Annotated in this window: 20 protein-coding genes; all 20 read right to left on the reverse strand. The window is 40.6% G+C overall.

What is annotated here, in order from left to right; translation table 11 throughout:
• Positions 1–68 precede the first annotated feature (68 nt).
• A complete protein-coding gene (lysC, locus tag ACPUEY_RS05100; protein WP_425121355.1) occupies positions 69–269 on the reverse strand; it encodes an Rz1-like lysis system protein LysC in 201 nt (66 codons plus the stop codon).
• Positions 199–588 carry a hypothetical protein gene (locus ACPUEY_RS05105; protein WP_425121356.1) on the reverse strand — a complete coding sequence of 130 codons (390 nt, stop codon included), beginning with the start codon at positions 586–588 and terminating at the stop codon, positions 199–201. The genes lysC and ACPUEY_RS05105 overlap by 71 nt, the downstream gene beginning before the upstream one ends.
• Positions 589–1,092 (reverse strand): lysozyme, encoded by a 504-nt coding sequence (locus tag ACPUEY_RS05110; protein ID WP_425121357.1) that lies wholly within the window; start codon positions 1,090–1,092, stop codon positions 589–591.
• A complete protein-coding gene (locus ACPUEY_RS05115; protein ID WP_425121358.1) occupies positions 1,079–1,363 on the reverse strand; it encodes a hypothetical protein in 285 nt (94 codons plus the stop codon). Before ACPUEY_RS05115 ends, ACPUEY_RS05110 begins: the two co-directional genes overlap by 14 nt.
• Positions 1,364–1,424: 61 nt before the next feature.
• The gene (locus ACPUEY_RS05120) at positions 1,425–2,255 is read right to left on the reverse strand and encodes a hypothetical protein (RefSeq protein ID WP_425121359.1); all 831 of its coding nucleotides are present in this window, start codon (positions 2,253–2,255) and stop codon (positions 1,425–1,427) included.
• Positions 2,252–5,002 (reverse strand): hypothetical protein, encoded by a 2,751-nt coding sequence (locus ACPUEY_RS05125; protein ID WP_425121360.1) that lies wholly within the window; start codon positions 5,000–5,002, stop codon positions 2,252–2,254. The genes ACPUEY_RS05120 and ACPUEY_RS05125 overlap by 4 nt, the downstream gene beginning before the upstream one ends.
• A gap of 172 nt (positions 5,003–5,174) precedes the next feature.
• On the reverse strand, positions 5,175–5,420 hold the full coding sequence (locus tag ACPUEY_RS05130) for a hypothetical protein (RefSeq protein WP_425121361.1): 246 nt from the start codon (positions 5,418–5,420) through the stop codon (positions 5,175–5,177).
• A gap of 8 nt (positions 5,421–5,428) precedes the next feature.
• Positions 5,429–6,346: a phage BR0599 family protein gene (locus tag ACPUEY_RS05135; RefSeq protein ID WP_425121362.1), complete on the reverse strand. Its 918-nt coding sequence runs from the start codon at positions 6,344–6,346 to the stop codon at positions 5,429–5,431.
• A complete protein-coding gene (locus ACPUEY_RS05140) occupies positions 6,346–7,560 on the reverse strand; it encodes a hypothetical protein (protein ID WP_425121363.1) in 1,215 nt (404 codons plus the stop codon). The genes ACPUEY_RS05135 and ACPUEY_RS05140 overlap by 1 nt, the downstream gene beginning before the upstream one ends.
• 62 nt (positions 7,561–7,622) lie before the next feature.
• Positions 7,623–7,817, reverse strand: coding sequence for a hypothetical protein (locus tag ACPUEY_RS05145; protein WP_281199274.1), 195 nt, complete (start codon positions 7,815–7,817; stop codon positions 7,623–7,625).
• 56 nt (positions 7,818–7,873) lie between these two features.
• Positions 7,874–12,064, reverse strand: a complete 4,191-nt coding sequence (locus ACPUEY_RS05150) for a tape measure protein (RefSeq protein ID WP_425121364.1) — start codon at positions 12,062–12,064, stop codon at positions 7,874–7,876.
• A gap of 461 nt (positions 12,065–12,525) precedes the next feature.
• The gene (locus ACPUEY_RS05155; protein WP_425121365.1) at positions 12,526–13,050 is read right to left on the reverse strand and encodes a DUF4468 domain-containing protein; all 525 of its coding nucleotides are present in this window, start codon (positions 13,048–13,050) and stop codon (positions 12,526–12,528) included.
• Positions 13,051–13,123: 73 nt separating this feature from the next.
• Positions 13,124–13,828 carry a hypothetical protein gene (locus ACPUEY_RS05160; RefSeq protein WP_425121366.1) on the reverse strand — a complete coding sequence of 235 codons (705 nt, stop codon included), beginning with the start codon at positions 13,826–13,828 and terminating at the stop codon, positions 13,124–13,126.
• 88 nt (positions 13,829–13,916) lie between these two features.
• Complete coding sequence (locus ACPUEY_RS05165) at positions 13,917–14,708, reverse strand: hypothetical protein (protein WP_425121368.1); 792 nt, start codon at positions 14,706–14,708, stop codon at positions 13,917–13,919.
• Between the two features lie 384 nt (positions 14,709–15,092).
• Positions 15,093–15,578 carry a hypothetical protein gene (locus ACPUEY_RS05170; RefSeq protein WP_425121370.1) on the reverse strand — a complete coding sequence of 162 codons (486 nt, stop codon included), beginning with the start codon at positions 15,576–15,578 and terminating at the stop codon, positions 15,093–15,095.
• An 86-nt stretch (positions 15,579–15,664) separates the two neighbouring features.
• On the reverse strand, positions 15,665–16,189 hold the full coding sequence (locus ACPUEY_RS05175; RefSeq protein WP_425121371.1) for an antA/AntB antirepressor family protein: 525 nt from the start codon (positions 16,187–16,189) through the stop codon (positions 15,665–15,667).
• A 287-nt stretch (positions 16,190–16,476) separates the two neighbouring features.
• The gene (locus ACPUEY_RS05180; protein ID WP_425121372.1) at positions 16,477–17,418 is read right to left on the reverse strand and encodes a phage tail tube protein; all 942 of its coding nucleotides are present in this window, start codon (positions 17,416–17,418) and stop codon (positions 16,477–16,479) included.
• A gap of 65 nt (positions 17,419–17,483) precedes the next feature.
• Positions 17,484–17,888 (reverse strand): hypothetical protein, encoded by a 405-nt coding sequence (locus ACPUEY_RS05185; RefSeq protein WP_425121374.1) that lies wholly within the window; start codon positions 17,886–17,888, stop codon positions 17,484–17,486.
• A complete protein-coding gene (locus ACPUEY_RS05190) occupies positions 17,888–18,262 on the reverse strand; it encodes a hypothetical protein (RefSeq protein ID WP_425121375.1) in 375 nt (124 codons plus the stop codon). The genes ACPUEY_RS05185 and ACPUEY_RS05190 overlap by 1 nt, the downstream gene beginning before the upstream one ends.
• 41 nt (positions 18,263–18,303) lie before the next feature.
• The gene (locus tag ACPUEY_RS05195) at positions 18,304–18,945 is read right to left on the reverse strand and encodes a hypothetical protein (RefSeq protein ID WP_425121376.1); all 642 of its coding nucleotides are present in this window, start codon (positions 18,943–18,945) and stop codon (positions 18,304–18,306) included.
• Positions 18,946–18,949: the final 4 nt, after the last annotated feature.

Here is an 18,949-nt window from a genome sequence, read left to right on the forward strand (position 1 = left end):
AGGAACCCGGGTGGGCTTTGGGGCTAAAAAGTAATTTTGTGGTTTTGAGTGGGGTGTGTAGTTAGCCCTCACTTGGAGGGCTTATGAATCTTAATAAACGCATCAACCTTTGCAGCACACTCAGCACCGATTTCCAGGCTCTCAACATAACGAGTCAGCAACTCACCCATTGTATTGTTTTCTAGAGCCTTGTATTCATCACATGGGACCAGCAGACTTGCGGGAATTGGCGGCAATGCGGGCGGCTTCTGCGATATGCATGCCGTCATCGGTAAGCTTGCAATCAGTATAAATACGCTGGGTAATAACTTTTTGAGTTTCATGTTTTATATCCCTGAATTGGATTTTGATGTTTTGACGTTCGGCCTCAAGCTCTGTTTCGACAGTTGAAACTTTTGTTCTCCAAGCATTAATTGCACCCTGATAAGCACCATTTACTTTGTTGATCCGTTCCGCGCATTTAGCATCTGCGACTTTTAGCTTCCCAGATAAATGATTGGTATAAGCAATTTGGCCAAGCCATAAAAAAGAAAGGACCGCAATTGCGATCCAGTATTTGAATTTCCATAAGATTGTGAGTATTGGCATTTACTGCGCCCCCATACATTTTTGATAACGATCAACTTGCCGGGTCCATACTCCATAGCAATTGTTGGATCGGACTGAGCAATCGCGCTTGGCCACATATTTCCACTTCAACAATGACTGGCAAGCTTGCACGTATTTGCCCTGCTTTAGATTGCGAAGCATGGATGAGCCGTTCCAGTTGGCTTGGCCAAAGTTATAGGTAAAGTCTAAATAGGTGTCATATTCGACTTGAGATAACTTCACGCCCTGCAGCGATTTGCGGAATACAATCTCATCTTTAGATACATGCGCTTTTGCCCATTCTTGAGCCGTTTTGCGTGTGATTGGTGGATCAGACATTTTGATTGGCTGGCCGTTGGGTTTGACAGTTGAGCCAATACCCTGGGTGACTACCCCGCCGCCATCTTTATAAGGCTTTGCTGAATAGCCTTCTCGAATTTCTAAAGACGTAAAAAAAGCAGCCGAAGCTGCTAATAAAACGACTGATATTTTAGTCTTTGACATTACATTCACCATTCGCCTTTCTTAGTGCAATTTGATGCAATTCATCTGCACGTTTATTTTCCTGCCGCTTGTAATACCAGTTGATTAAAAAACTCATAAAACTCACCAGTAGACCAGCAATTGCGATAACCAAACCCAATGCTGTGACTGGATCTAACCCTAAAAACTTCCCGGATAATCCAGCTATTGAACCGCCAACTGCTGTTTTTGCTGATACCGAAGTAACTGCCGCACTTGCTTCGGCAATTGCTTGCCCTGTCGTTTCAGACATTTCGCCCCCCTAATTTTTGGCAATAAAAAAGCACCCGATTTGGTGCTATAAACTTGAATGATCATACTTTTGTTAAATCATGAGCCTTAAAGTTGCGAATATAGCCATTAAACTGACCGTCCGCAGTATTAACTAAATTTGTCCCAATAAGCATTGGTATCGAGTTAAAAGTGGCATCGGTATCTGTAAATGTATTAACCACATCATCTACTTTTAGAGTAAATACATTTCCATTTCTTGAAAATTCAACCGTATACCAAACATTATTATCAATAGTCTTGCTCGCTGTTATGTTGGCTGTTCCGCTCCGTGAGCGTGATATAAACACTTTATTGATAATTGATGCATCGCCACCGCCTACCCCACCAACACCAACAGCAAAACGCCTTAGTGATCCGTCCCACTGTGCATCTGATGTAATTGCCATAAAAACTGAATATTTAGGCACAGAAGATAAGCGTTTGAACTCAAATGTGATTTTAAAGTTTTGGTTAAAATTAAATACCTTATCAGCTAAAAGTGAAGACTGATATGAACCAAATAATATTCCATTCACATCGTCTTTTGTGATATTCATTTCTGTCCAGTTGAAGTCTAAACTTCCGCTATCCTGAATGACACCACCTACAACATTTATGTTGATTAGATATTTATTTGCGGTTGAAACCACTATTTCATTGCTAATTTTCTCTATGCCATTTCTTACAACACCAAATCGTACATAGTAGGTTTTTTCAGCTGCAGCTGTTAAATCCGTGTATGTAATACCAGTTATACCGACTGCAGTCGGGGCTGGCATCGCCCCAACATTCATAGGTATTTCAGATCTATAATAATTCACACTATGATAAAAACCATCTATGGCATAAGAAAAATCTATTTCTACACTCATATATGCCTCACTGTATATTGAATGTTATACGGTGCGCTAAAGAATTGAGATAACTCAACGGTATGTATAAATGGATTTAAACACTCATACCCATCGCGTAATGACTTTAAAGTTATTTCGATTGTGCGTGTATTTGCATCCATTGCTGAAGTTGCAAAGGTGTATGTGTTTATTGCGCCTAAACTTAAGTCTTGTGTGCGCAATTCAACTTCGTTTTCATCACGTTCAATTAAAATCAATTGATAAGTCACACCACTTTCTAAAGTCACACCGCTCTCATACCATCCGATAATCTCACCACCGGTTTGTTGGGTGCGATTTCGATCAACCCATGTGATAATTAAGTCCGTTTCAATTTCAATAGGCCAATATTCACCGTTAATTTTCACATTGGCTGGTGGGTAAGGTCGGATTGCGCGTGCATTGAATTCAACTACATGATTAAACGCATCACCAAAAGCCAAAACACCGCTTGGGGTAGTGGTTAGTACTTTTGCATTAACAATTTCACTTTGAACATAAAGTGTCTGATCCACTGCTACAAAATCATCAGCAAAATACAAAATTGAATTAGCAGTGTGAATTTGCGGCACCCCAAACGCTCCGCGCTTCACAATTAAAACTTTGGTTTCAGCATCATAGGATTGATAAACCATGATTTCATCATTGATAAAAATCTGACTACCAACTCGAACGGATGCGATATTTCCAACATTTTTAACTACAAATGAGCTGCTTATACGATCAATCGTTTGATCTAAATAAGCTGTTTCACAGTAGTTCACTGTTGCCACACGCTCAAAACCACTACCAACATCAGCATACAAAGCAGCATTTAGTGAGTTATTTTGAGGTTTTTCGGCAATAGCGCATAAGTAGCCAGCCTCCGGGTTATCGGCAAGTTCGATACCCACTTCACGCTCTCCAAGCGCTTGAACTGCTTCAAAGTATGGCAATTCAAAAACTTTGGCATTACATGGTTTTGGTACTTCAGGTTGGGTATTAACTGGGTCATCTGCAACAATGGTTGTATTCATCATTCCGGTGGACGGAACAACCTCAACCCACTCAATGGAAACTTCATTAGAGGTTGGACCGCCAAGTTTAATGTTCATGATGCGGACCAAAATAGGTTCAGCCCAGCGCCTAGACCACGGCAACCGAATCAAGTCATAGCGATTCAATTTCCGCGCTTCACGCCATCCTGTTGTGAATGAGCCCTTTAAAACACCCGTAGAGAGTATTTTAAGTTTCCAGTTCGCAACAACTTCAGCATTTCGCATATTCATGAAATATGGAAAATCGACTGTTTCAGCATTGACTCGGCCCAGAGTCTGAATCAAGCCGCTTTCAGAAATTGAAAAGGATGAATTCTTAATATTTTGCTGATCATAGAAATTTACATTGACCTGATTGATCACTTCATCAGCATTGGTAATTTCATACTGCATGCTGCCTTTTTTGATTTTGTTTTCGGGTATGGTGTGAATTTCATCTTCTTCAAACCAGTCATCACGAAACAAAACCATTTCATGAAGACCAGTTTGGCGATTTACACGAATACCTGCTTCAATGTGATAACAAATTTCATTAATCGCATCTAAGCAGTTTTTTTCTGTAAATACGCGTGAAATACCCAGGCCCTCATCATAAATTCGGTCTGCAGCCTTCATGAAGTTCACATCATTTACAGATGCTTCCGGCTTATTCATCGCTGTGTCATCAGTGAGAATTTCGCGAATTTTATGAATCGGGTTTATGTCGCCGGATAAAATCCCATCGCTCGGAAATGGTCCGTAAAAATAATTCCACATAATTCCCGCATCAAGGTCCTTAAACAAGTGTCCTGGATCCTCAACACATCCACTTGCATCCACCTGAAGTCCAAATTTGTCGGTATTAGTTAGATCAAACCAAGCCTCAATAAGATAATCTTTTGTTGTTTCGGTACCATCATAAAAAGTTACTGATATCTCCCCAATTAAATCAGAGCCTTCAACCGGATAGATATTCCATGTTTGTGCGGAAACAAAAACCCTTCCGGTTACTTTAACCTTACCTTTGGAGTTTATCTGGGAAACATATTTTGCAGATGCAGTGGTATAAGGAAAATCACTATTAAATGGCGGGTATTGTCTGTAATTTGCATTCACACCCCTCATATCCTTATATGTGTTAGGGTCTGGGTGAATCGTCCAGTTTAGATCTTCTGAAAAGCTTGATACCTGATACCCATCTAGATATGCATGACGTCCACATGCGCCTGTATATTGCAGGTTTGGCTCACTACCAGTGTCATATATGGTGACCTCCGATTTCGCATCATACCACTGCGGTCGACCATCATTTCGAACATGAATTCGCTTCGGCCAAAGCAACATCTCTTTCATGTAGCCTGAGTTGCCGACGTAAAAATCTTTAAATGCTAGATAAGACTGAAATGGGTATGCGGAGGCTTGTAAGCCCTTGGACTCCATATATTCTTGATAAAATGGCACAACTTTTTGATCGTCAGTGCCATAGCGTGCATGTACTACGCCAGCAACACCGCCTTCATTTTCACCATATAAATAGGGTTCATTAATAATTCCTTGAGACAAGGCCGACTTATTTTTTTCAACTAGTGGATTTATCCAGCCACGTTTATCAAAATTAATTCCTAAAACTTTTTCAATCGGATTACCAATGAACAAAAGGAAATTTGTGAAATATTGATACCCAATAACCTGTCCGCTACTTCCGCCCATTTTTCCACCGCCTCTACAATCTTCAAAGCCATTGCATCGTTTGTTGATTTAACAATCTCAAGATCAATTCCGTTTTCAAGAAAGTCCTGCCAATCCCAACCTTGAGACAAAAAAAATGCCCGCGATCCGCGAGCACACATTTTTGCTTTCCGTATATCAGACATATAAATTTTCACTTTCCACCTTTCGATTTGATTGGTGTTGTGGACTGTCCCCAAAGGTGCGTAATATTTCCATACATATGTGGACTGCCAGCAATATCGCTAAATGAGGTGCCCTCATCTGCAATAGTCCCGTCTAACTGATTAGCAGACTGGCGGTTTTTCTTCTGCATTTTTCGCATTGAAACGTAGGTATAGATAGCGGTTGCGGCCATTAGCGCAAGCATCGCCCAAATTACCCATGGTGCAATAACCATAAATCCCCCTATTTAATCAGCTGTGTCATCACCGGATTTTCACTCGGCATATATGGATGCCCTGCAAACCGAGCAGCGTTATCAAATTTCTCATGACACATTTTGTGTGACTGGTCGCACCCGGGTGCCAGCTGGATCACATCACCAACTTTCACACCAACATGCTCACGATATAAAGTTACTGAATTTGCGGTATTGCCAACAACAAACGTAGAAACACCGAGTTTTTTAAACAGGCCCCGGTTGAGATAACCTGCAGCGTAAGTCTTGGTTTCCATCACCGGATCACCATCCGCATAAGTTGGTTGTCCATTTCCATCTAAGACAGGTTGCCCTAACTCATCCAGAACAGGCACCTGCTCAAAGACCAGATTGCCTTCAGAATCCTTCACCTGGGTGGGATTTACCGTGAATGCGATTGTCAGACCATTGATTGCTGTCACAGTCACATCGAATGCCCAGTCTTCAAATTTCAATCCACACCAGCGGTCATAGATAGAATTCGGACAAGTCTTTTGAAATTTCCGTGTCAGGATAGTTCGGTTTAAATATGATTCACCGGTTGAACACACCAGCATCATAGTGTCTTCTGAATCATTAAATTTCGGCTGAGTCACGCGCCCCATAAACAAAACTAGTGTTTCATTCTGTTCAAGTTCAAGGATGGTGAGATAAACAGACTCAAAATAAATTTTGTTTAAGAAGATACTGGTGAAGTTATCGCCAACTTCATTCTTAAAGTTACCTTGTGGAAAGGTGACTTCAATCTCACATTTATCAATGTCTGCATCTTCAATGGCATCCCGATCTAAGCCAGGTACTTTCTTATAGGTGATGCCGTTGTGCGTAACATCTTTGCGATGGTTGGTGAAGTACCAGGCTTTATCCCCGTGCTTGAATTGATAAAGCTCTACACGAATATCCATTAGCTTTCTAACTCCAGAATTGGCACTGTAACCTGGCTAATACCCGCACCTAAAAATTGAAACTCGATCTGGTCGGCATCGAAGCGGTAAAGACCCATATAACAAATCGTTTGAATATCATTGCGCTGAACATTGATGGCTGGTGAAACGGTTAATGAACCACCAGTTCGTGCAGTGATTTCATGCGCTGTCCAGGTGCCATCCTTGCGCTTCACCGCAATGTAATTCCGGCCCGCTTCAATCAGGTATTTGGTATTGGTGCTTAAGCTGGTGGTGATATTGCCGGTGTTTAAAATGTTGAGATGTTGCTCATATAGCGGCAACCAGAATGGACGATAACGGCCGCCACGCCGAAACAGGAACCGGCGAAATTCCTGGAACTCATCCCAACTTCGAATCAGTGATTTAAACGGCTTGGACTGCTTGGCTTTGGCATGATGGGTAAATGACTGAAAGCCACCAATGCTGTTATCCACCACGTTTTGATGCTGGCTCATGGTGATTTCGATAGAGTCGCCATCCAGCAGCAAAGGCTTAAAGTAAATATCCTGGTCTTTGTACCGGTCCGGAACATCGCCAGAATGTTCTGGCAAATCCTCTGCCAGTACACGAAAAACCATAGACGCATTGGACCAGAAGCCGCCGGCATTGATTGAAGCATCGCCATCAATAATGCAGATCCGCAATGGCATCATCACTGCATTGGTTGCCGTGATATTTGCTGCTAACCGGAAGCCATCCTGGTATTCAGTGATTAATGGCTGAATAACCTCATCGGTTTCCGGGTCCCGGATTTCTTCCTGGATGATGATGTAACGGCCACGCTCTACAATCTCAACAACCTGACCACCTTCCTTGCTCTCAATAAAAGCAAAACCGACTCTAAGGTCGGCTATGGTGCTGGTTGTATCGAGAATGATGTAGTCATCATCCACCATATCTGGAATGACTCTTTTGACCTGTCGTAGCGGAATACCCCACTGTTTTCGCAGATTGGCAGACAGCATATGAAACATATCGCCCATGGCTTTGCGCATCTGAGTGTAGTTAAAGCTTAGGATTTGCCGAGGCGTATCACGCAGTGGATAGCGCTCTTCAGTACCATCATCCGCCTCATGAACCTCAGTCATCCACTCTAGGCGCTCAGTTGAACTCAATAGAGGGCAATTTGTTAATACGTGGACTTCGCCAAATTGTTCAGTTTGTATTTTCATTTTGTCCTCAAATTTCAGGCATTAAAAAACCGCCTCATTGGGCGGCTTGAATTCTTTATATGTTATGGATCAGGCGGGCATAGCATCCAATGTGTTAGTGGTGCATCATCCTCCCCGCTCCATTCAACACCAACACTAGGCTGTGTAACAACTAAGATTTTTTTAGCGACAATATCCCATTCGGCCTGAAAAATACCATCTTCAGACCAAACTAGAATTCTCTTGTCTTTTGGTGCGGATTCTATTGGTTGCCACATTTCTTATTCTCACAATATTTTTCACATTATAGGGTAAAACCCACCGAAGTGGGCCATTAAACTTTGCTGCGATTACGTTTCATATGGTATAGAAAGGCTTTTTCACCATCAGGTCCATACAGCATATCTTTAGCCTCATCCTCATCTTTAACAAAAAGCACTCGTAACTGGTTATCAATGACTTGAGGTGTCTGGGATTGTGCCTTTACGCTCGCCTGAGCCACCTTCTCGGCCTGAATTGTTCCACCGTTGTTGATGGCATTCATTGTACCCATTCCGACCCGATGAGTATCCGCAACCAATCCACCTGCTGAGTAACCCCGACGGATAGATTTTCGTAAATCTTCAAAGCCTTGTGGGCCACCAAGAGCTTTAATTTCCTCTTGGGTTAGAACGCCTTCACCCTTATGGACAATGCCGGCAGGATCATACTTACCACCGTGGCCGGTATAACCACCATTGGCATATCCTTCACCACCAGGGCCGGCAATTGCTTGCCCAGCAATGATTCCTGCGGATGCATAACCGGATGCTCGAACTGCCATAGCTAATGCAGCGCCATAAATACCACCTTGTGCAAGCGCCTTAGTTGCACCTTCCTCTGTATTAATAATAGCTTGAGCGAATGCAATAGCTTTATTTATTGCAAAGAAGGTTTTATAAGTCTTGGTGTTTTCTTCCTTAACCTGCGAAACAATATCCATCATTTGCCCAAAAGAAGATCCGACCATTGATGTCATTTGTCCATAAATAGACAGCTGATGCTCCAGGTCCAACTTTCTGGCATCTTGTGCTTTAAAATCATACTCATCTTGTAACTGCTGTTTTGCCTCAAGGAACTGGCGCTCAGCCTCAAGAATCGCTTCATGATTGTCTGCGTTTAACTCCTTTATCTTCTCGAAATTAGAAAGCATTTTTGCTTGTTCTTTTTCAAACTCCTCATCCAGTTTTTGAGTATTGGATTTTGCAATTGGTGCATAGCTAACAGATTGAAGGAATTGGCTGCTTGTATCATTTGGATCAGAGAAGTTTTTACCAATACCACCACGAATCACATCAGTATTAAGAGCATTTAACCTACGTCTACGCTCTTCTAAATCAGTTGCTGTGGTTTTTATGATCTCATTGCGTTCAAGTCTATAGCGCTCTTGCATGGCTTGAATTTCAGTCATCATGGCTTGTTCAGCTTGAAAGATGCGCTGTTCTTTAGCCAGTCTAACTAAAGCGATTTCTTGATCGCGCTGATCTTTAAAACCTTTCTCGAAAATCTTTTTTTGATCTTTAGAAAATTTACCTTCAGCTGTTAAGCGCAAAACGTTAGTTTCATAAGTGTATTGAAGTTTTCTTTCTTCAGTCCACTTATAGCCTTCTGCCTCGTACTCCTGTTGAAGTTTTGCAAGTTTTTCTTGAGCTTCATACCGCTCCTTGATTTTAGGAATTAAAGCTTGTTGACCTAAAATGGCGGCTTGGTTGATTTCCTCGTCACGGGCCTTATTGCGAGAGATAGCTTCAGTATCATATTTAGATTGTAGTTGCTCAATTCGATCAAGAAGATCTTTACGTGCCTTATATGCCTCATCATCATACTTAGCCAAATCCTTGATTGAACTGAGCGCATTTTCTGGATTACCTCCTAGGATTTTATTTAGGAAGTTGTAGTAATTGTCTTGGCGAGCTAAGTTTTTTGAAGCTTTATCCGATCCAATATTCTTACCATTGTAGTCCCAAGCAATCGCATTTTTACCAAATACTTTCTCTAGATCTCGATAATTTGAGTTATCTCCCAGCAATGCATTTTTAGATGATTTATATCTCTTTTCAGTCAATATCTCCTGGATAAGAAATTTTGCCTGAGCATTGAGAGCTTCTTGAGTTTGTTCAATATTGCCCTTTTGATCTAAAACACCTTGCCCTTGTAGATATTGGGTCAATGATTTTGAACGAGTACCTTGCCAAGAAATCATGCCTGTATTGATTTTTCCATTAGCATTGTCAGAATGACTTCCAAATAAATTTTTATTTAGGAAATCTCCCTCCCGACCTACTTGAGCAGTCAAAACACGCGCTTTCACATCATCAACACCAGCATTCCTAAAAGCCTGGTAAACTTTCAGCATGTTTTTAATTTGCTCATTACTACCAGCCATAATCACTGCTTGTTTTGCAGCTAATTTGGCTTGCTTTTCAGCTTCACTGGTTTGATCTCTTTTTGCCTTGGTTATCTCATCCTCTTTATCCTTAACCGCATCAAGAGCTTTTTGAGCTCGCACAATCTGATTGATTTCTTCAGTGGTGACTATTGCGGTGGTGCCACTTGGAGCTACAGCTTGTTTAGCTTTTTGAAGCTCTTGAATTTTTTCAATAACTTCTTTGCTAAAACCTAGATTGAGATAGGCAAGATTTTCATTTGCTGACAACACATCAGTTGACAAGCTATTAAAGAAATCCTTCTGGGCTTTTGCTGCTCTTTGTGCAGACGTTTCATTTTTATCAAGCGCCTGAGTATTTTCATCTACACCCACAGCAGATGTTTGAGCCTTTTTGCCAGCTAGCTCAACCTCGATGCCAAATAAGCTTAATTTGGATTTGGTATTGATTGCCTCTTTTGCATTTTTGATAAATTCAGTGGTATTTAGTTTTAGTGCCTCATATACATCTTTTTTAATGCGAAGCTCATTAAATCGCCGAATAGCATCATTCATGCTTATAGTGCCATTGCGAGCATCCTGAACAACCTGAGCAACCTCTTTATTCCCTTTATAAAGTTGCTGAATGGCATTTAATTGCATGTTAATTTTGCTGCTTGATTCAGACAAGGCTTTATTTTGCCGCTCAAATGATGCTGTCATGTCATCAACAGCTTTGTCTTTTTCAAGACCTTTAAGTGCAATAAGCTCTTCTTTTGCTTTTTTGGCAACATTTGCCTGATCTTCAAGTTTTTTATTTGCTTCGGCGGCACGATTACTGAAATACATATAACCCGCAGCCAGAGCAGCTACACCAATTGTAAGCGCACCAGTCCACCCACCAACCAGGCCTAAAATTGCAGCACCACGTGAACGAGAGGCATTAAGTGCATTTTCAGCCGCTATTTGTTCAACTGTTGCAACTTTGGTTTGCTTTTGGGCAATTGCTAAAGCAACTTCAGCCTGAGTTAAGCGCATGGTTGCTGCTGCACGTGCTTGGCGTGTGGTTGCGCTATTTAATTCTTGTCGCGCCAGACCAACTTCTGTTATAGCTAGGGCTGTCACTTGTCGAGTGCGTTGTACCTCAATTGCTGCTAATTGAACTTGTGATTGAAGTGCTGCTGTATCCGCTGCACGACGCTGTGCAGATGCCGCAATAGATCCTTGAATAGCAACAGTTTGAGCTACGATTGTTTTTGTGAGGAATGCAACTCCGCCAACAATGGTTATATTGGCGATAGTATCTAGATTGTTTGCTAGAAATTGTATGCTGCTAGATAGGGCCACTGCTGCGCCTGAGGCCTTACCAGCTTCTCCAGTAAACTTAGTTGCCTGATTGCTTAGCATAGTAATTGATTGGCCAATTGTTATATCGGTTTTGGCATATAAGGCATCAACACTTTCACCAGCTTTTAAGAGTGCCTTGGTAATAACCTCGCCTGTTAATTTCCCGTCGAGCATCATTTGACGCAGCTCACCGCGTGCAACACCTAAGCCTTTCGCCATCGCATTAAGTAGGCCGCCAGCACCATCAACCAGGCTGTTATATTCTTCGGCGCGTAAAATATTCCCATCAAGCGCTTGACCATATTGGAATAGTGCTGCAGCTGCCGCCTCAGAACTTGATCCGCTTAAAGATACTGCCTTTGAAGTGATTTCGGTTAGCCGTGCTGTTTGTGCTTGGGTTAAATTCAAGGTTTTTGCATTTGACATGTACTTGGAATACACATCATTCACAGCACCCCATGAAGATGCAGATTTTTGAGCAATAGCAAAAGTATCTCGCATTGCTTGATTGAGTTCTTCTTGGGATTTAGTGACAAGCTTTAGCTTGTTGTTGATGCCCGTGTAAGTGTCCATTTTATTAATGGCTGCACCTACTGTCACAATACCAGCCATGTATCCAGCTAGTTGGCGAGTCGCTACAGACATTGAATCCATTGATTTGGTAGCGAAATCACCTTTCTTCTCAATGCTTTCCAATTCATTCGCTAAAGCATGTGCATTTCGTTCAGCATTTCGTGAATCAATAACAATTCGCAATACAGATTCTTGAGCCATTTCACTTTCCTGTAGGCATAAAAAAAGCGCCTCTAGGAGCGCAGACAATAAAAAACCGACCTTTTATTGGGTCGGTTTTATTTGGTCACTTCAATCAACTTGGAGACAGCAAGCAGTATTGGTGCTGCCTGCCATATAAGTATTGGCACTGAGAATAGTAAAATAAATGCCAATATTGTTTGCCATAACCCGTATTTTTCAATAGACACTTTTATAAGCTCCGCTATTGGTTTAAGATATTCGGACATAGATTATGTATATCTCCTTCCCTCAAGGTTGATATAAAAACCCCGGTGCGCTAACACTGGGGTTTTTGCTTTTCAAATATTATTTAGATTTAAAGCAGAGTTCATCCTGCGGTTTTTTCCAAATAAAAAGCCCATGATTACAAGTCACGGCCTTTTTTGCTTTTTTGGGTATTAAAAAACCCACCGAAGTGGGTTTTATTTATCGAAAAATAATTACCAGTTTTGAGAATTACTATTTGTAATTGATTTTTTATAATCTTGAATTATTTCCTTTAATCCACCCTCAACCAATGGTTTATGCTTATCCTGCCATATTGGAAGATTGTCACCACCATTAAATTTCACACCACCAGATATACTTGGTGGCATATATATTCCAAGATCATTAAAGCTCATTCTTGATTTATTATCTTTTACATCAATTGTTAAGGTAAAGTTGATATTGCTATTCGCATAAGCTGAGCACTCAATATAACCTTTGCATGGGAATGGCATATTTCCCTTGCCTATAATTGTTCCAGATTCAGCATTCGAATATTGAATAACGCTATTTGATGATTTAAAACTTTTTGCAATCCATTGTCTTGATTGATCATAAATCTGGTCTTTTGTCTTCCCTGGTATATCTACAATTTCACTATAGCTTTTCATTGGATTATTATAGGATCTTTGTTGTTCAGCGCTTACACACCCCACTAAACTAAAACCAACCACCCCAATAATCAATAATCTTTTCATATGAATACCCTCTTATAAGTAACCACAAGATACTAATTCCGGTACAAAAAAACCACCTTTCGGTGGCTTTCTCTTAGAAGTTGTATCGAATGCCGGCTTTGTAGGTTACGCCATCATAGTCGCCAATAGTGTAATTATAATGATCAATTCCGCCATTCCATGAACATGTGCCACTACCTACGCTATTACTTTGAGTTCCATTTTTGCAAGTGGTTGAGGACGAAACATCCCAAGACCATTTATAACCAACACCACCATAAATTGATAAACTTGGCACGAATGTATATCCGATTTCCAAGCCAATAGGCAGAGTCCAATAGCTTGAAGTGTCAAAACCTTCAACATCAAGGATACTAACACCAGTACCAATAGTCCCCAATGCATAAAACCCATTGGCATCAATAAGATTTAAATGCCCGCCAAATGAGAACTCGTAAGCCTCTCCATTGTATTTACTGTTTTCCTGGTATTCAATTTTTCCCCAAAGGCCATTTTTATGTGGTGATGAAGAAAACCCCACTCCAAAACCATTAAGATCCTCATCAATGCTATTTGTGAATTTACCTTTTTGGGCAGAATATTCCAGCATCAACGAACTATTAAGCGCATCTTGATTCTTGTATCGTGCAGGCTGTAGCGGCTTGTAATATGTTTCTGCAACTGGTGTTTCATCGCTATTTAGTGGTACTGGAGTACCCTGCTGAATAAGCAAAGGCTTATCTGCTGCAGAAAAAGTAGAAATACCCCCAGCAACCAAAGCTAAAATCAATTTTTTCATTATCTTACCCCGTTAATAATGAGGATAAGATACTAATTCTCTGAACAAAAAGAAACCGCCACATGGGCGGTTCTTTATTATTTAATTACTAATCAGGAATATCCACAGTGTCATGAAAAGCAACAATTTTATAAACTACAGGCTTATCTTTTATGGTTTCAACATAGACATCTACGAGGTAAGCAGTATCAAATATATGTGGTTGTTTGTGAATCATTCGATACTTAAGTTCTTCAGTATCGTAAATGACTTTAACCTCTCTATCCGAAATGCTTTCAATTACTGCCTTGTCACCTTTCTTATTATCATTTCTAGCTTGCGACCAATATAGTACCACCTGTTTATGAAGACCAATTACTGGCTCTTTCATTTTCTCAAGCTCTTTATGCGCCCTATTTTGGATAGCATTCGCACCTTCGCTATTGAGGTGGATATGAATTTCCCCTCGATTATTTGATGCATCTATCTGCATAACTGAGCCATTATCATTGGCAATTGGCTCAACAAACTTGGAAATTCTTTTTAAACCGTCCTTATCTAGGTCTTGTGGTTTACCCCCTTTTCCAAGTAGGTAATCAAAGCTAACCTTAATGTGGTTTGCAAAATCCAATACCGTATTACTGTGCTCCATAAAGGGCATCAAGGTTGGCGCTATAGCAACCAGCTCGGTAATTATTGACCCAGTACGAATTTCTTTTACATACAACTTTATGTCATCGGATGATAAATGAATGTCTGTCTTGTTAATAAAATTAGAATACTCGTTACCTAAATTCAGCATGCTTTGAGCATAATCAATTAGATCGATTGGCCTGGTATTGTTTATGCGGACTTGTAACATAGCATCCTCAATATGTGCATCTAATTCTATTGTACCCACCGCTTAACCCCTAATTTTAAATTTATATATATTTAACGACATGTTGTGTCGCATATTTTTAAATCATTATAGGTAAGTATATGAATAAAAAAATTAATTGTAAAAAGAAACCACCCTAAGCTGGTTTCTTGCTCATCCTTTTATGCGCCTTATCAATAAATCTATTATCAATTTCCATAATGCATTCAAAGAAGATATGTAGTTCGCATGGCAGCTCAAACATTTCCATATAGTTGAGCAAAGCTGAAGTATCCAAGGATAAGGGAACGCTTTGCTCGTACCGGCGAGACCTGGCAATTGTATTGTAGGCTGCCAATATGGCATTGGCGGTGTAGCTGTATTCAGGTGGCTCTGGGGTCTTCAAACCCATAGCTTCACGCTGCTTTACTTGGTGCTCGGTGAGTCCTGCATATCGCTCTGAGTATTCGTAGAGTTTGATAACTTTCCCAGAGTGTCGACCATCTCCTTATTGGCTTCAATCTGGATTTTGTTTGCCTGATCTTTGACAAACATCCAAATGATTGGACCAATATCACCCATATTTAAAAGCTTGGTGGCATTCTCTGGTGAATACCCAACCTCAACTTCCTTGTCATTCTCTACAAATGTGATGCCCTTCCAGTCTGCAATCAAATGGCATGCTGCAGCTTCTAAAAGTAATTCGTGATAGAGCTTATCTTCACCACCTGCAAGTGCCACATTATAGCCTTTGGATGCAATCTGGTTTTGAGCGCGCTCTGAAGCCACAAGATATGGTTTATATTCATCACCGCGAATTTTAAATTCCGCCAATACATTACCATCGGCATCTTTGTATTCTTTCCATACAGCGATATCTTTACTTTTTTGAATTGCTACTTTTAAGGCCATATCCATCTCCAAAAATTAAACCGCCAGAAGGCGGATATATGTTTACTGATAAATTTACTGAAATAAAAAAGAGTTAGACTTTAAATCTAACCCTCAAGTTTTAATTCTGGCTGAGCTTCTTTAATTAGATCATCCAGTTCTTTTAGCAGTGCTGGCTTGATTTGTTTTCCGTTTACCGATAAGAATCGACCTGCCTCAGACAAGCATTGTGTGATTAGCTCAACTTGTGCTGAAAGTTTACCAATGCGTACCTGTAGCCCATCTTTAAGCTGACGAGCCAAATCTTCTTGCTCGATGTAGTATTTACGGATCTCATGGCCTTTTTCATTGCGTTCCATCATTCCAAGGTGTTTGGTCATATCTACAGAAATGAAGTATTCAGTCGTTGGTCGACCACCTTTTAGGTTTTCGTCTTTTTTGACGAAAACTATGTAATCGAAATTTTCCTCAAATTTACACTGACTAATTCGTCGCTTAATCCAATGTGAGAACTCTGCCTTCACTTCAAGCATCTTATGCAAATCACGAGCATTCACGCCGAGCTGAACTTTTCCATTCAACTCAACTTCAATAAATGGTGTTTGATTTTCATTGGTTACCATCATGTTCATAAGATTTCCTCTTATATGGCCATGTTCAAAAAAAGAAACTGGCAGGCACGATGAACATGAAAACGTGCTTTTCGAACCGTCGCCCTAGCCAGTGGTTTGCCCAAATTGCGGGCATTAAAAAAGCCGACTTGTTAAGGTCGGCTTCGCTTTGAAAAATATAGATTTTTGTCAATATGTTGGTAAATCGTTTTGAGTTGTATAAATGGCTTATACAACTCAAAGTGATCTAAAAAAGCAGATATAAAAAAGCACCCAGAAAGGTGCTTTGGTTTTTAAGATGACTATCGTTATGCTACTAATGTGCGAGTGATAACCGGTGAAGTTTTGATGTGGGCAAATGACACATCGAGCATGATGTCATCCTCACCACCACCATCCGGGTGCCCAGCTTCAGATACTTCCAGTTGTGGGAAGTTGAATGCGTATTTGTTACCGTCCGGATCTTCAATTGCGAATTCAAGTGGCATGGTTGCACGTGATTTCACATATGGAATGTATGTGGCAGATTGACTTGTGAACATGAACTGAGTGTTCATCGTAATATCAATCATCTTATCGTTATAGCCTTGGGCTGACAGCTTGCCTGATCCAATACAACGATAAGGCGCCAGGTTATTCGTGACTGATAGTTCAACTGATTGAACACATGCCGTACCCACAGTATTTTGACCATTCACAGTCATGGTATTTACATTTAATGCAGACACCAGAACGTTATCATCAACAGGCTGTGGACTAGAAACAGGATTAACCGCAACCGACTCAAAGTCTGTTCCAACCAAGCCGAATTTTGATGTAATTTTGCCAGTGGTTGCGATACTAAGGCCAAACTCGCCAATACGAATACCCTTGTAAACGTGGATTTTGTTGAGGTCGCTAAACACTTTTACAAATGTGAATGTTTTGGTTGTGTCGCCACCAAATTGAAGTGTGGATTTTTCGGCATCAACCCCATCGACTACCCAGGCATTCATAGCCACAGCACTAATGAAGTCATCAAATGTGCCAATCGACAACTCAACCTCTAGTGATCCGGTAATTTCCGATTCATCAGCGGTTGAGCCTTGACGGAATCGAGAATCCAAAACGCTATTTGATGTGGATGTTGTGACATTTTCAGTCAAACCATCTGTGACACGACGAACTGTTTTCCAGACTGGTACTGCTGACAGTACTCCTGGTGTTTCTTCTGCTGCGTAATACAGCTTAATTGCACTGCCCTTAGACATGGCTTGCTCCTATTTTTAGGCAATAAAAAACCGCCATGTAGGCGGTTGAGGTTTATGTTTTGGTTTTAATTGACACTGAATTCAGCCCGGATGATCTTTCCATAAAAGTTATCATCCTTAAGGTCTTGTGGTGGATGAACCAAATAAACTTCAAGATGGCCAGATTGAAAGTTTTCAATGTGCTGTGTCCAGGCTTCACATAAATTCGCCATATCCAAAGTGCCTTTATCTTTAGGTGTGAAGCACTGGATTGAGATAATACCGAAATTACGCTTGCATGGTTCATTTCCAATACCAACTATTCGGCCATCAGCATATTGAACGAAAACTTTGCACCATGGTTTGTCTGTAGGCGGCACAAATTGCTGACCATTCAATAAAGGCTGATTCTCAATTCGAACCGTAGTATCTGGATAGGTGAATTGCCCAATCTTTGTGTAGATTGCAGTTTCTACTTGTGGGAGTGTCATCATTTGTATTTGCTCACAACTGATTGGAACGATAATGCGTAAACACCATTAGGTGCTTGCTGACTCCACCCATTTTCTAAACGTGTTCCATATGGACTTAACGTCTGGATATAAACAAGCCCGCCTATTTTCGCTGTAGACGCAACCTTTAAGCCTTCCGCTAGGGTTGTGCTACCTGACAGGTCAAAGCCTTTCTCATACGTGTTTTGCGGTGAATCGAGTGTGACTTTATGGGATGCTCTAAACTCACCATCCATAACTGGAGAACGAACTATAACCTGTTGTAGTGTATCGCCTACAATCTTCTTAAGGTGATCATCAGCATTCCTCAGAACATCGATTGCAAAATTAGTCGGTTTGTTTGTCCAGGACATAAATTCCACCCGTTAAAAAACCCACCGAGGTGGGTCATTGTTTAACTAAATATCGGAAGGCTATTTTGAAATTCAGGAAATTCTTTCAGAACCATATCTCTTATACTATTTACAATAATTTCTTCATCATCTTCATGGTTTGCTATATCAAGATAGTATTTCTGATTATTGTGTACATGATAAATTATCCACTCACCTGTAACGCGCCTTTCTTTAAATCTGTCTGATAGCTGCTTTGTCACAACTAGGCTTGAAATTTCACGAGACTTTTTCTCAGCACTGATATCCTTTAAGAGAATCTGGTTGATCTCATCCATATTTTCCTCATATTTGCGCTCAAATTCTACTTCAAGATTGATGGCCATACTTTTCAACCCTGTCGGCAAATAGTGCTTGTGCCATAAGCCCCTTATTTTCCCGCGCCTAAATTCAGACTCTGGCTTGGTTGAGCTTATCTGATTTGTTTTATTTTCTAAAATCTCAATCTCATGCAGTATTCTCATTACCGCATCATCGGATATCATTGCCTTGATTAGCTTCATAATAAAAAGCAGTGAAAATCGACCACCCGTTACCTCTTGAAAATCTCTTTCTTCCAAGACCTGAAAAAGAATATGAATTCTCTCATCTATTTCTTGATTACTGTCTTTTATACTCTGGTAAATTTCTTCTATGTTATTCATAAGC

It is taken from the genome of Acinetobacter sp. G11, assembly GCF_049808495.1.
Lineage (GTDB): Bacteria > Pseudomonadota > Gammaproteobacteria > Pseudomonadales > Moraxellaceae > Acinetobacter > Acinetobacter kookii.